Consider the following 14,097-nt stretch of genomic DNA (forward strand, 5'->3'; position numbering starts at 1 on the left):
CAATAACTGCGCCACTCTTGACTTATCGCTTAGAATTTTTCAGTAACAGATAGAACCCAAGAGCCACAAAAACGCCAAAGAATCCAGTAAATAACCAGGTTTGGTGAAATCCAAAACTTGAAATGAGATTTGTTCCGACCAATGGAGCAAACATAAACGCACTGGCGAAACCTACAGAATAAAGGCCCATGTAAGCTCCTTTGTTTTTCTTGCCGCTCCTGTTGACCGTGTGAGTCACCATGAAAGGCATCGCAAAAATCTCTGCAAAACTGATGATCACACAGGCAATGTAAAGTCCTATTTTTGCATCGATTGTGTAGAGACAGATAAAAGCCAGACCATTGAGGAGGGTTCCAAAAACAATGAGTTTATGAATCGGAATTTTGTCTCCAATCTTATAAACCAGAATCATCTCAACGAAGAAGACAATGAATCCATTGAGGCCTAGTAAAAGCCCAATTTCTTGTTCGGAGAGCATAAAATGCTCGCGATGATAAATCGGCCAGGTAGTAAATAATTGGAAAAACATCATGGCAAAGCACATGACGAGGACTATGAAACCCAAAAAGGAATAGTCTTTCCAAACGCTTTTGTCCGGAGTTTCTTCTTCTACCGGTTTTGGTGTGTTTTTATTGGGCTGCTTTTTTCGGAAATAAAAGAAAAACACCAATCCAGCACTGATACAGGTCACACCATCGGCAATGAACAAGGAGTCGTAAGAGATAGCTGCCAGCAACCCGCCAAGTGCAGGCCCAAAAGAGAACCCCAAGTTAATGGCCATTCTATTGAGACTGAAAGCTCTGGTTACGTTCTCAGGTTTGGCATAAGATGCCACCGAAATCTGGTTTGCTGGACGCATCATTTCTGTAATCACACTTACACAGAAAATGAAAATGGTGAGGGGATAAAAGTCCTTAACTTGAGATAAGGCAAAGAACATGATTCCTCCGCCGATTAAGCTAAAAGTCTGAATCTTGAAGTTGCCAATCTTGTCCGTAAGCGTACCTCCGAGAAAAGAACCAACAATAGCTCCCAGACCAAAAGCTCCCATTACCCAGCCAGTCTCTACTAAAGTAAATCCGAGCGATGAGGTGAGATAAACACTAAGAAAAGGAATAACCATAGTGCCGCTTCGGTTAATGAAAATAACCAAAGCGAGCATCCAGGCAGCAGGTGAAAGTCCGCCAAACGCATTTTTATACAGCCGAATGACGGACTTCATATCATTATTTTCTAGTCAATTCTTGCAACCTCTGGAGTGAGTGTTTGCCCGAATGTACTAACACTTGAAATGTTAAAAAAGCCTACAACTGGAACATCAGGATCTGAACAAACAATATTGGTTGGTAGATCTGATGGAGGTGTGGAGAACAGTGCTCCAAATCCCGACGGTCTATCGGTTTCTTGCTGCAACCTGCTTAAGAAAAAGTATGCATCTGTTGATATAGAATGCAATTCTAAATACAGTGAATCAGGTTTTTTAATTACTTCCACGGCTTCCCCATTGATTTCAGAATAACGAACGTAATAAGGTGCTCCATCCAGCGGAATATATTCTATTCCACCAGCAAGCGGATCCATACCCTTACTATCGTCAAACACAATTCTTAATTGATCGCCCTCGATAACTGCTTTGGATCCATAAAAATCAGCTATTTCATTTCCATCTAGGTTAAATCGCTCTTCAAATCGATACAATGGCAAGTATTTTCTATTGATGTCTTGTTCAGAAGAGTTTGGTAATATTCTAATCGGGAAAATGAATGGTATACCTTCTCCAGAATCATTTGAGAAAGACTCATCATCGAACGTATAGATCTCACTAGGTTTATTCAGATACTTCCCGTTTTTATAGGCTTTTAGCCAATAGGCATCACCTATTCCGTCAGGATCTCTTCCGAAAAACTCTGCATAGTAATCTTCCTCAGGCTCATCTTCATCCAGAGTATTGTACACCAAACTGTCTATCAAAACTTTTCGCGGTAGCATAGTGGATGATGAATAAGTATTCCCTTCCCAAAGGATTTCCAAATTATACGTTTCACCCACTACACCGAAAGTATCAGTTGAAGCGTATGCATAGTTTCCATCACCTTGATCCTGGAAGATAAATTCGTTGCCTGAATTATCTGTTAATCGAACTTCAGCTCCAGATACGCCAGGAGTGAAGGAATTGTCAAAATACGGCTGGGTAGTAGTCAGTCTGATCACCTGATCTTCTGGTGTACGACTTAACCAGGCGTCTACCACTAAGTAGGCGTCCACTTCGTTGACTTTTACATCTACTATTCTCTCACAAGATGCTAAGCCAGCTATAACGATTATTAGAATTAAGTACTTGAATTTCATGGCTGATTAAAACTTAAAGTTGTAAGAGATACCTGGGATAAGGGTGGCAAATATGGAGACCTGAACCGCTTCTGTAGTAATTGGCTCATCGTTTTCTGGTCGCTCTTGCTGTTGCCTGAAATAAATCGTGAATGGGTTTTTGCGCATGTAAGAATTGTATGCGGTAAATACCAATGATGGTTCACCCTTTCGCTCTTTGCCATTTGGTTTTATTTTTTTGAATGTCCAGGTAGCAGACAAGTCCAAACGGTGAGTAACTGGTACACGTCCTGCGTTTCTCGTGTCAACCGTTGGCGCTACGTAACCTTGGATCTCATATCTACCATTAGGTGAAGTAAACGGTGTTCCACTAATTGCACTTAGATTACTGGAAAGTGTCCATTGCTCATTGAGGTCGTAGAATGCAGCGAATGTCAGATTATGCAATTGATCGAATCGTGTAGGATACCAGTCATCATCTCCGATACCGTCTATTTTGAGTTCTGAACGACCTAAGGTGTAACTTACCCAACCAGTAAACTTCCCTTTGTTCTTTTTCACATAAAGTTCTACGCCATAAGCCCTTCCATTACCAGATAACAGCTCCCCTTCCAATTCAGGATTGAAGAACAACTGGGCTCCATCGATGTAGTCAATTTGGTTTTTATTGTGTTTCCCATAAACCTCAATCGATGCTTCATAAGCATTATTTTTGAAGTTGCGGAAATAACCAAAAGCAATCTGATGGCCAATTTGTGGCTGGATATTGTTTGTTGTTGACGTCCAAAGATCCAGTGGATTAGAAGCTGTAGTATTGGAAATGAGATGTAGATACTGTGACATTCTGTTGTAGCTCGCTTTTACAGAAGACACTGGGCTAAGCTGGTATTTTAAGCCAAGTCGTGGTTCTAGATTGTAGTAGCTTTCAATGATTTCTCCACGGCTTGATGATTCTATTGATTCAACAGGTTTTTTGCGACCAGGAATGGTGTCACCATAGGTGTAAATATCTGGTCCGCCAAGGTAATTGAAGTTGGAAAGACGCAGACCTGGCTGAATTGTTAAGTTGCCCATTTTTTGCTCCAGACCTAAGTAGGTAGAAGCTTCTAAAGCACGTTGTTCCTGAAGGCTAATATCTATCTCCTCTCCAACACTAACTCCTCTTGCATCTGCTGGAACAAATCGATAAAGTATCGCATCAGCACCAAACTTCAACTCACTGTTGGTATTAAGAAAGTAACTGAACTCTGGTTTAAACTGGTAAGAGATGATATTGGAATTCCACTCAAACAGGTCTTCTTCATCCTCTCCAAACTTAAGTGTGTAATCATAGTCACTCACCAATAAGGTCACATTGGAAAATAGCTGATCATTGAAAAGATGGTTCCAACGGAGAGTTGCTGTTTTGTTTCCCCAGGTGAACCCTTGTGTTCCATCAAAAAGAAAGACGTCTCTACCCAAATATCCTGACAAGAATAATCTGTTCTTTTCATTGAAGGTGTAGTTGGTTTTAAGCGTTAGATCATAGAAGTAAAGCTGAGCACCGTCTCGAAGCTCTTCAACAAATGGTTTGAACAAAAGGTCGGCATAAGATCTTCTTCCGGCAATGATGAATGATGCCTTGTCTTTTACCAGTGGTCCCTCTACTGCAAGTCGGCTAAAAATGGTGCCGACACCACCAGATACAGCATAGCGTTTGCTATTTCCTTCCTTCATTCGTACATCAAGTACTGATGATATTCGACCTCCATATTGCGCTGGAATGCCTCCTTTATACAACTTGACGTCCTTCACTGCATCAGGATTGAATACCGAAAAGAATCCCAATAAGTGAGAAGAATTATAAACCGGGGCCTCGTCCAAAAGAATTAAGTTTTGACCAACGCTTCCCCCGCGGACATTGAATCCTGAAGCTCCTTCACCAACTGAGGAAACGCCGGGTAGCAATTGAATACTCTTGATTACATCAACTTCTCCCAGGAAAGCAGGTATTTTTTCAATCGTCTTGATGTCCATTTCCTGTGTGCTCATGGCTACTTCAGAAACATTGGCATCTTCAGCTTTTGCGCTTACCACTACTTCTTGTAGTTGTTGACTACCTGCTCCCAACTCCACATCTACACGTTGGTTAGAAGTTAAATTGATAGACTTGGTGATGGTTTCATACCCCACATAACGAAAGTCCACGGTATATTGACCTGGAGGTACTGTTATGGAATAGAACCCATACACGTTGGTGATATTACCACTGTTGAGTTCTTTGATGAGCACTGTGGCTCCAATTAGCGTTTCACCATTTTCTGCGTCCTTGACGTATCCACTTAGCGTGATTTTTTCCTGTGCCTGGGCAAAAAATGTGATAAACCCAATGAACAGGCCGGCGAGATGAATTTTTTTCAATTTAGTTTGAGGTTTTTGATTGATCTCCGTAAAAAACGGGCTGAATGCAAAGAGGTTTTATAATTTGAGATAAAATTCGTGTTATCATTTCTTTTCCATTGAAATAATAATCCAAATTCACCAACATTCTTCGCATAGCACCATGTGTAGGGAAACTAAATCGGCCAATACCCCCACAATCGTCAGAAGTTTTTTCTTTTATTCTCGTCATTTGGATAAAAATGGCTTGTTTCAAACAACCTACGAGGTTTTCTAGTTAGGTAGTTGGTATATTTTTTAACATCAACTCTATTGGATACCGTTTTATACATTTTTTCCGGCCTATTGCTGATTGCTATCATTCTACCATTGATTAGAAATGATTATTGGGTGTTTAGAATTTTTGAGTTTCCACGATATCAGAAGTGGTGGATCACAGGTATATTGATGGTAGCGACAATCGTTTACTTGTTTTATACCAATGATGTTTGGATGACAAGAGTGTTTGCTGGGCAAATGGGCATCTTCGTCTATTTGAGCTATCAGATATTTCCTTTTACGCCATTTGCTCCACGACACCTGAAAGGCAATAAAGACCCTGAAAAACCTAATATCCGATTTGTTGTCAGCAATGTTTATCAATACAATCGTAAACACCACAAGTTGATTGGCGAGGTGACTCGATTTGATTCAGATGTGATGGTGTTTGTGGAGACTGACGATTGGTGGAAAGATCGATTGAAGGAAGCGCTGGACGAGAAGTTTCCAAATCAAATACTTTGCCCAATTGATAATACTTATGGCATGTTGTTGTTCACAAAACTACCAATCAAGTCTTATGACTTAAGGTATTTGATAAAGGATGGAATACCGTCAATAAGATGCGTCTTGGAGCACGAGTGCTGTGATATTACTTTTTACGCGGTACACCCGGAACCTCCAGTTCCCAATGAGAATCCACGCTCTACAGCCAGAGATAAAGAGCTGGCAAAAGTAGCTGAAGAAGTGCGAGAATTGGATTGCCCTGTAGTGGTGGCAGGTGACCTTAATGATGTAGCCTGGAGTTATACCACCGAAAATTTTGTAGAGCAATCTGGCTTATTCGATCCAAGAAGAGGTAGAGGCATGTATAGTACATTCCATGCGAATTACCCACTCTTGAGATGGCCATTGGATCATGTCTTTTGTTCCAGCCATTTTAAACTCAACCGAATGCGATGCTTGCGAAATTCTGGTTCTGATCACCTGCCTATTTATGTGGATTTGGCTGTAGAATCATGATTTTCCAGGAAATGGCACATAGCTATCATCTCCTGGGACTTTCGGGTATTTTTTATCGATCCAGTCCTGTTTAGCCTGAGCCAATGTTTCTTTTTCGGTAGCTACCCAGTTCCAGGAAATGTATCGTTCCTCAGGAAATGGTTTTCCTCCAAACAAGAAAATGTGAGTTCCAGCTTTCATGGTCAGGTTACAAGCATTATCCGTTTTAGAAACCAACATATTGCCCGCATCCAGTGAATGCTCACATGCTTGGATGGATCCTTCTACTATACAAATACCGATTTCTCCTTCCAGTTGGCTATTGATTTCCAACGTGTAGTCTTCAGTTGTTTTGATCTCTACCATGAAGAGCTCCGAATGAACAGGAAGAGGAGATTCTTTGCCAAACCCTTTACCAGCAACTAGCACAAATTCTGCGGTTCCATCTGTCCAGGAAGGAAGTTCCGATTTATCCAGATGGTGAAACTCTGGCTCCATAAACTCCAGCTCCTTAGGAAGTGCTACCCAGATTTGATAGCCATGCAGTCCATAAGTTTGACCATCTCGCATGCTTTCTGGGGTTCGTTCTGTATGCGTAACCCCTTTTCCTGCTACCATCCAGTTAACCGAGCCGGGAACAATCTTCTTATTGGTGCCCAGACTATCCTGATGTACGATTTCTCCATCCAGTAAAAACGTCAATGTGGACAGACCAATGTGTGGATGAACATCAACATCCAGATAGCTCCCAGGTCCAATTTTGCTTGGCCCCATGTGATCAATGAATATGAATGGTCCCACCATACGCTTTTTGCGGAATGGAATGAGACGGCCTACCATAAAGTCGCCAATATCTCGGCTTCTTTCTTCAATGATTAAATCTGAATTGGACATAAGGAATACTTTGACTGATTAAGTTAAATAACCCAATCAGTCAAAGCAATGTTCCCGTGATTATTCATGACGTAGATTTTCTACTGGATTCACTTTTCCAGCTTTTAGCAATTGCCCGATAATGCTTAATGATAGCGTGAGCACCATGATTAAAATGGCTACAATAAAAGGAGTAGCACTGGCAGGAGCAGGGTCTGGATAGATGCTTACTATCATTTGGTTAATTAAGAAATAACCTAGAGGGGCACCAAGAAAGAAAGCAATAATCACTATCCAAAAATATTGTCGGGAAGCTACTGTAATGATTTGCAACAGCTCAGCACCAAGGATTTTTCTCACGCTGAATTCTTTGAGTCTGCTTTGGATATTAAATGAGAGTAGTCCAAAGAGACCTAAACTCGCGAGCACCACAGCGATCAAAGAAATAAAGCCGATGATCATAATATTGCTATCCATTTCTCTTAGGTATTCATCATAGGCATCCATTTGAATCACTCGATCATACGGATCATTTGGTGCTATATTTGACCAATATTCCTTTACAGAGGCATCTAATCGATTAATAGTTCCTGGAGTGGATTTAAAAATGGCATAATGATATTCCTCTTTAGGATTAACACAGATCATAGCTGGCAATAATGGCTCATAAGCGATCCAAAGATGATACTGGAAGTCTTCTACAACTCCAACAATCGTGTATATGTCGCTATCGATGGAAATACGCTTTCCAAGTGGATCAGAAAGATTGAGTTTGGATACCATTTGTTCGTTGATGATTACCTCCATATTGGACTCATCTTCCAAATCACGATTAGCAAACCGTCCTTCTATGAGTTTTAATTGCATTAATTGAGCATATTCAGGAGCAGCTCCAAGAACTATAGAGCGTATGTCATTTTCAAGATATTTGACGGAGTATGCTCCATAATCTTGAGTGAAATTGTCACTGGCTCCGATCATTTGTGCTACATCAGGATGGTGATCGGCAAATTCTCTTAAAGCAGAGAATTGTGATTGATCATTTACCCTTACGCTTAAAATATCTTCCGCATTATAGCCCCACGCAGTATTTTTGAGATGCATGGCATTGTAAGCAAACAAGAAACCTGAGACCACTGTGATAAACGCCACGGTCAGCTGGAAGCCCAGAAGTATTTTGCTGAACAGGTTTTTGCTCCCAAAGCGTGTCTTTCCTTTAAATATGCTGACCGGTTGAAATTTGGAAACGTACAACGATGGGTAAAGGCTAGAAATAATTCCCACAAAAAGGAAGATGCCTAAAAAGAAAGCAATCATTGTATAGATGGAAGCAAACTTGAATGGAATTGTGAAAGGAAGGACGCTATTAAACCCTGGCATAAAAAGAAAATAAGAAATGATACAGCCCAAAAGGATGGCGATAATCACTTGCAGGAGGTTTTCGAATAGAAACTGTATCGCAATTCCGCTTCGGTTACTTCCCATTACTTTTCTCAAGGCAATTTCTTTGAGACGTTTGGTAGATGAGGCAACAGAAATGTTCATGTAGTTGAAACATGCTAAAAGAGTCAACAAAACGGCAATGACACCAAGAGCAATTCTACCAGAAGGGTGGGAGCTACCAGCCACCGGACTGTTGATTTCAAAGTTTCGCTGTGAGAGCTCATTGAGCGATATCAATTCAAAATCTTCTATAATCCATTCTGGGTCAAAAGAGTTTTGGACTTCTATGTATTGTAAGAGTTCTGATTTGAACTCGTTGGGATCCGTGCCATCCTGCAATACCACAAACGTTGCGTCGGTAAGGTAAGCCCAGTCAAGCTTTTTGGCCATACCTATTTCCTCGAAATTGGCCATGGGGATCATAAAGTCTAACCGAATGCTGGTATTGTATCGATACTTGTCTAATACAGCTCCTATCGTAAAGGTTTTCACCTTTGAGTTGTAAAACTTCATGGTGATCTGCTTGCCTATAGGATCTTCATCGGCAAAGTATTTTTCCGCCATATAATAGGAGATCACTACATGATCCCTATTCTCTAGAGTCTTATGATCTCCGCTTAAAAAGCCATAATCAAGATTGTCAAGATATCCTGGATCAACAAAGTTTAGGTTTTCCTGGAACACTTTGTCTTCATATTTGACATTGGCAGTTTGATGTTCGATGCGAAAGATGTCTACGGCCTGAGGATGGTTTGCGAGGATTGTAGGCCCTAATTCGATTGGAGAATCTCCCCAGGTGCTTAGGTTACCATCATCGTTTCGAACCTTATTGACAATCTGGTAAATGTTAGCAGCATTGCTGTGGTAGCGGTCCATGTTTTGCTGCATGTCTATGAAGATGAATAGCGTAATGAGACAGCCTAATGCTAGTGCGAGTCCGAGTATGTTGATACTGGAGGTTAGCCAGTTTCGGGTTATGTTCCGAAACCCGACTTGTAGGTAATTGCTAATCATAATTATTGAGTTTGATCTTTGATTGTACGTTTTTGACCTTTTGATATTGGACCACCTACAGAATCGGATCACATCCCAAGCGAACCGCTTCCTGGCGAATGATGGTCCTTTTTCATCAATTCGCCTGTCGAATAGTTCGTAGATGTCACCCTCTATTTCTTCCAGTAGTTGAGGATTACAATACCACTTTAAAAATCGCTGAGCCCATTGCGGAGGATTAATCATCAGAAGGAGAATTTGAATGAAATGTCCGGAATGTTATTATAAAGCTTCATTCTGTAACTCATCGAGTAGTCGAGTACACTTTTTCCCGATGCGGTTAAAGAAAAATATCGCTTGCGTCTGCCGCCTCGTTCTTGAGTAGCACCACCCATCCAGCTATTGAGATAGCCTTTGGTTTCTAGTCGCTTTAAGACCGCATGTACGGCACTTACATTGAGATCTCTACCGGATAATTTTTTTATTTCATCCATAATAGATACCCCGTAGGCTTCATTATTTAGTGAACCAACAGTGAGTAATATCAGCTCTTCTAACTCTCCTAAATGCTCTCCTTTGCTCATATTCAACGATTATATTTGTTATACAAACGTGAATATAATGCATTAGTTCTATTTTTGTATAAGTAATTAAGTTAATGAATGCATAATGTGTTTTCTTATGGGCTGTGAATCAGTCATTTACCTATTTTAATGATGAGAATACCTACTTTTAAAATTTTTGAAATCCGTTTGGTAGGGTATTTGTCGTAACTACCGTTGAATAGTCAATAACACCTAAACGATATACGACATGATTTACTTATGGCACAATAGCAACATTGGAATGTACGAAATGGGAGATTTTACTGAAAAGACCATTAAAGAGGCAAGCAGTGAAATTACAGTTGTTTATGAATTTGATCATTCTGAAGTAAAATGTGCAGAAAAGATTCTCAAAAATCTAAATCGTGCGTCTACGGAAATCTCCAGTAAACTGGCTGTAGCTTAAGCTTCGAGCTCTGCCCATTTTTTCTTTAGATCCTCCACGATCATTTCGGCATGTACACGGGAGTTTTCTATAAACCAGATATTGGTTTTGAGGCCACCACAGATTACTCCAGCGAGATAAATATTCTCGACATTAGTTTCCATGGTTTCTGCATTGTAAAAAGGAGTCATGAAATCATCAGAACCAATAGTTACTCCAACACTTTTGAGGAAAGAAAAGTCTGGCTGATACCCAGTCATAGCCAGCACAAAATCATTAGGGATGGATTTTGGACCTTCTGGAGTCATAATATCCACTGACCGTTCATGAATCTCTGTGATATTTGATTTGAAATAAGCTTTGATGGATCCTTCCTTGATTCGGTTTTCAATATCTGGACGCACCCAATACTTCACTCGGGGATTAATTTCTTCTTCGCGAATGACCATAGTCACGGATTTGGCACCTTTTCTCCAGGTTTCGAGTGCAACATCAACTGATGAGTTCGCAGCACCCACCACCAGTACATCCATGTCATAGTATGGATGTGGCTCATCATAATAGTGTTTTACTTTCGGTAAATCTTCACCAGGAACATTTAGCAGATACGGCAAATCATAAAATCCAGTAGCGATGACAATGGCTTTGGCTTGATACGATCCTTTTGTTGTGTTTATTTCATACAAGTCTCCCAACTTGTTAACTTCATTAACTGATTCATACAGCCTGGTATTGAGGTTCCATGAGGAGGCTACCCTTCGGAAATATTCTAAAGCCTCAGAGCGAGTTGGCTTTGGATTATGTGATATGAAAGGAACTCCACCCACTTCCAATTTATCAGAAGTACTAAAGAAGGTCATGTTCTTCGGGTAGTTGTATAAAGAATTTACCAGACAGCCTTTATCAATGATCACATGACTCAAGCCAGCTTTAGAAGCTTCTATTCCACATGCCAGCCCAATAGGACCAGCCCCAATGATCAATATATCTGTATTTTCTTTCATGTGTATTATTTCTTTCAGTTTTCCATTTGTATCCTCTCACAATCGAGAGATTGGATTACATATCATTATCGCTTTTGAAATTTGACTTAATCTTCTGAAGAACATTCTGAATATCCTTAACAACCTGATTGTTGCTAAATCTTAGAACGTTAATGCCATGTTCTTTCAAGAATAAATCTCGTTCTTGATCCAATTGTTTACCTTCTTCAGTAAAGTGGTGATACCCATCTAGCTCAATCGCAAGAGATTCCGTAGGGCAATAAAAGTCGAGTATATACTCACCAAAACTGTGTTGACGTCTGAATTTACGACCTTCTAGCTGCTTACCCTTCAGATATTGCCATAGAATCACCTCTTCTTCAGTGGCATTATTCCTTAAAGACTTTCTAATCTCTTTAAGTTCAGGTTTATTATTTAGCTGTTGATGATCCATTTATCTCTACCACCCCGTAGCCCCTTCTACTCAAGGAGGGGTCAGAAGTGCTTTAATTCAGTATGTTATCAATTCTTTTATGGTACTCTTATTTAAAAAATCATCGTTCCAGATGACACACCTAATTTTCAACAACAATCCATAAGCCCATCCTTTTAAAGGAGGGGTTGGGGAGGTTCTAAATTGTTCAACATTAATTCAAATATGATTTTTCAAAAAATCAGAACCATACTCAGGTTTATCTATCACACTCTACCACCTCAAATGGGGTAACTAAATAATCCAGGCTAATATCGTGGGGCTCAGCAAAAGTAAAATGATCAAAGGTTGGCCCCAAGTTTACTCCTACTTTCAACAAGTTTGACTGCATTTCTGTTAGCAATCGATCATAATAACCTTTGCCATAGCCTATTCGGTTCCCTTTTTTATCCGCAGCTAATAGTGGAATAATCACAGCATCAATAGTGGACATATCGGCTTGCTCACCATTGACAGGAGTAGGAATGCCAAAACGATCGTTTTCGAAAATAAGCGACTCATTATAGGTGTAGTGCGTCATGATTTTCCTCTCAAAATCAGTAGCGGAGACCACAACTGTCACTCCCGCTTCTACTAACAGCTCAATAACAGGCCAGGTATTGGGTTCATTATTCTTAGCAATGGGTAAGAAAACATGTACGCTGGTTACAGATTGCTGTTCCAAGAAATCAAACAAGCGATTGGTTAATGCAGCATTTCTAGACTCAAAAACTTCTGAATCTAGAAGTCTACGATTAAACAATACCCCTTTTCTTACCTTGGCTTTAGCATCAGACATTAAGCATCATGCAGTATATGAAAGCGATAATCAAACGCGTTAAATTTATCTAACAACTCAGGAATAAAGCCTTCGTGGTTCAATTGGAAATTTAAGAAATTATCATGTCGCTCCTGCAAGCTTCCATTAGGAAATAGCTTGTCTTTGATATTGTCAATTTGTGAAAGTGCGGTTTCGTTATTCTGCTCTTCAGCTTTCTTAAGGCGTTTAGAAATGGAGTCTAGAATTTTAAACCCTTTTGCCCCTTCAGCACCAATGAAACCAGTCAAAGATCCATCAATCGTCTCTGCCTTGGTCTTGATTTGCTCAAATAACTTTCCTAGCTCTGCACGTTCTTCTTTCAAGTCAAAATCACCTTGTCCATGCTGATCCAGATAGTCTTCTTTGAGCTTATTTGCACTTTTAAATAGATCTTTTTTAGTGAGGTTGAGCTTATCTATTTTCTTCTGAACAGCTTTGTTCACTACCATATTGAATACGCGTGGCATCAAAGCAGGGAAGAACGTTTCGTAATGATCAAATACACCCTTCAGCTGTAGCCAGTAAGCGATTTCTGCAGGTCCACCACAGTAAGCCAGGTTAGGAAGAATGGTCTCCTGATATAGTGGGCGCATGATCACATTTGGACTAAAATTCTCCGGATGTGTCTTAATCTCTGCTTCCATTTCTGCAGCAGAGAAAACCTTTTCAGTGTTGAGCACTTTGAATAACTCTCCTTCTTTCACTATCCGCTCACGAAGACCGTTTTGCATATAGAAGAAGTTGATTTCTCTGGAAAATGCCTGGTTTTTATACCCAGCAGCATCTAGCTCCTGAGATTTCGCTTCTACTAATCGATTGGAGTGATTTTCAAAAACTTCTTTCTCAATAACCGGAGCAAATAATCGCTTCAGTTTAGGGTTGTCCGCATCTACTACAACTAGTCCCTGATCCCCGAAGAGCTCATTGACATAGTATCTCACGGCATCTGCCAATGTATCGTGATCCAAATATGCTTGCTCAAACAATGGAACTGATTCTGGAAGCTGGTCAATTACGCTGTTTAGCGAATGCGGTTTCATCCGACCAACAGGGCCTTTTTGATCTGTCTTCCACTCGTATTTCTTACCAAAAAGATTGAAATAGCTGATTTCATCCAAATCGTGATCTTCACTTGCCATCCAGTAAACTGGTACGAAGTGATATTCCGGATACTTTGCTTTCAGTGCTTTGCAGGCATTGATCACTGTCACAATCTTGTAAATGAAATAAAGAGGACCAGTGAAAATATTTAGTTGATGACCTGTAGTAACGGTAAAAGTCTTGTCATTTCCCAGGCTATGGATATTGAAATCCACCGCCTCATGCTTATCTAGCGGACCATATTGCCTATTTAGCACATGAACCAATATCGCACGATGGTCTTCACTCAGCGTTCGTTTGCTGATAAGTTGCTGGAAATTTTCCAGATCCGGGAATGCATTGTAAAAAGGAGTCAAAGACTCTTTTTTGTTGATATAATCTAAAAAGATTGGAGCAAAACACTCCGTTTCGTCAAAGGGTACCGTTTCTAGTTTCATCGGCTATAAATCCGTTGT

General features: G+C 40.3%; 12 protein-coding genes. 2 read left to right on the forward strand and 10 right to left on the reverse strand.

The genetic code is table 11. The features are described from left to right. Nucleotides 1–22: 22 nt before the first annotated feature. From NXS00_RS15970 to NXS00_RS15980, 3 genes are read right to left on the reverse strand one after another with little or no spacing between them, the layout of a single operon-like run. Nucleotides 23–1,222, reverse strand: coding sequence for an MFS transporter (locus tag NXS00_RS15970; protein WP_258100243.1), 1,200 nt, complete (start codon nt 1,220–1,222; stop codon nt 23–25). A gap of 11 nt (nt 1,223–1,233) precedes the next feature. Then, a complete protein-coding gene (locus NXS00_RS15975) occupies nt 1,234–2,349 on the reverse strand; it encodes a DUF4249 domain-containing protein (protein WP_258100244.1) in 1,116 nt (371 codons plus the stop codon). 6 nt (nt 2,350–2,355) lie between these two features. Further along, entirely contained in the window at nt 2,356–4,728 is a 2,373-nt protein-coding gene (locus tag NXS00_RS15980; protein WP_258100245.1) for a TonB-dependent receptor, read from the reverse strand. Nucleotides 4,729–5,019: 291 nt separating this feature from the next. On the opposite strand from NXS00_RS15980, the gene NXS00_RS15985 reads away from it, so the two are divergent. After that, entirely contained in the window at nt 5,020–5,988 is a 969-nt protein-coding gene (locus NXS00_RS15985) for an endonuclease/exonuclease/phosphatase family protein (RefSeq protein WP_258100246.1), read from the forward strand. Here NXS00_RS15985 and NXS00_RS15990 read toward each other — a convergent pair. From NXS00_RS15990 to NXS00_RS16000, 3 genes are read right to left on the reverse strand one after another with little or no spacing between them, the layout of a single operon-like run. Continuing rightward, nucleotides 5,983–6,861 (reverse strand): pirin family protein, encoded by an 879-nt coding sequence (locus NXS00_RS15990; RefSeq protein ID WP_258100247.1) that lies wholly within the window; start codon nt 6,859–6,861, stop codon nt 5,983–5,985. The two genes, NXS00_RS15985 and NXS00_RS15990, sit on opposite strands and share 6 nt — an antisense overlap. A gap of 60 nt (nt 6,862–6,921) precedes the next feature. After that, complete coding sequence (locus tag NXS00_RS15995; RefSeq protein ID WP_258100248.1) at nt 6,922–9,522, reverse strand: ABC transporter permease; 2,601 nt, start codon at nt 9,520–9,522, stop codon at nt 6,922–6,924. After that, nucleotides 9,522–9,860: a PadR family transcriptional regulator gene (locus NXS00_RS16000; RefSeq protein WP_258100249.1), complete on the reverse strand. Its 339-nt coding sequence runs from the start codon at nt 9,858–9,860 to the stop codon at nt 9,522–9,524. Before NXS00_RS16000 ends, NXS00_RS15995 begins: the two co-directional genes overlap by 1 nt. A gap of 229 nt (nt 9,861–10,089) precedes the next feature. Here NXS00_RS16000 and NXS00_RS16005 point away from each other — a divergent pair, with 229 nt between their 5' ends. Further along, nucleotides 10,090–10,287 carry a hypothetical protein gene (locus NXS00_RS16005; RefSeq protein WP_258100250.1) on the forward strand — a complete coding sequence of 66 codons (198 nt, stop codon included), beginning with the start codon at nt 10,090–10,092 and terminating at the stop codon, nt 10,285–10,287. Here the strand turns inward: NXS00_RS16005 and NXS00_RS16010 are convergent. The 4 genes from NXS00_RS16010 to bshC all read right to left on the reverse strand — a co-directional run bounded on the left by NXS00_RS16010 (nt 10,284) and on the right by bshC (nt 14,079). Continuing rightward, entirely contained in the window at nt 10,284–11,270 is a 987-nt protein-coding gene (locus NXS00_RS16010) for a YpdA family putative bacillithiol disulfide reductase (protein ID WP_258100251.1), read from the reverse strand. The two genes, NXS00_RS16005 and NXS00_RS16010, sit on opposite strands and share 4 nt — an antisense overlap. A 55-nt stretch (nt 11,271–11,325) precedes the next feature. Then, nucleotides 11,326–11,703 (reverse strand): endonuclease domain-containing protein, encoded by a 378-nt coding sequence (locus tag NXS00_RS16015; protein WP_258100252.1) that lies wholly within the window; start codon nt 11,701–11,703, stop codon nt 11,326–11,328. A 238-nt stretch (nt 11,704–11,941) separates the two neighbouring features. Continuing rightward, a complete protein-coding gene (locus NXS00_RS16020) occupies nt 11,942–12,520 on the reverse strand; it encodes a 5-formyltetrahydrofolate cyclo-ligase (RefSeq protein WP_258100253.1) in 579 nt (192 codons plus the stop codon). Beyond that, nucleotides 12,520–14,079: a bacillithiol biosynthesis cysteine-adding enzyme BshC gene (gene bshC / locus NXS00_RS16025; RefSeq protein ID WP_258100254.1), complete on the reverse strand. Its 1,560-nt coding sequence runs from the start codon at nt 14,077–14,079 to the stop codon at nt 12,520–12,522. The genes NXS00_RS16020 and bshC overlap by 1 nt, the downstream gene beginning before the upstream one ends. Between the last annotated feature and the right edge of the window lie 18 nt (nt 14,080–14,097).

Source organism: Marinoscillum pacificum, from assembly GCF_024714495.1.
Taxonomy (GTDB): Bacteria; Bacteroidota; Bacteroidia; order Cytophagales; family Cyclobacteriaceae; genus Marinoscillum; species Marinoscillum pacificum.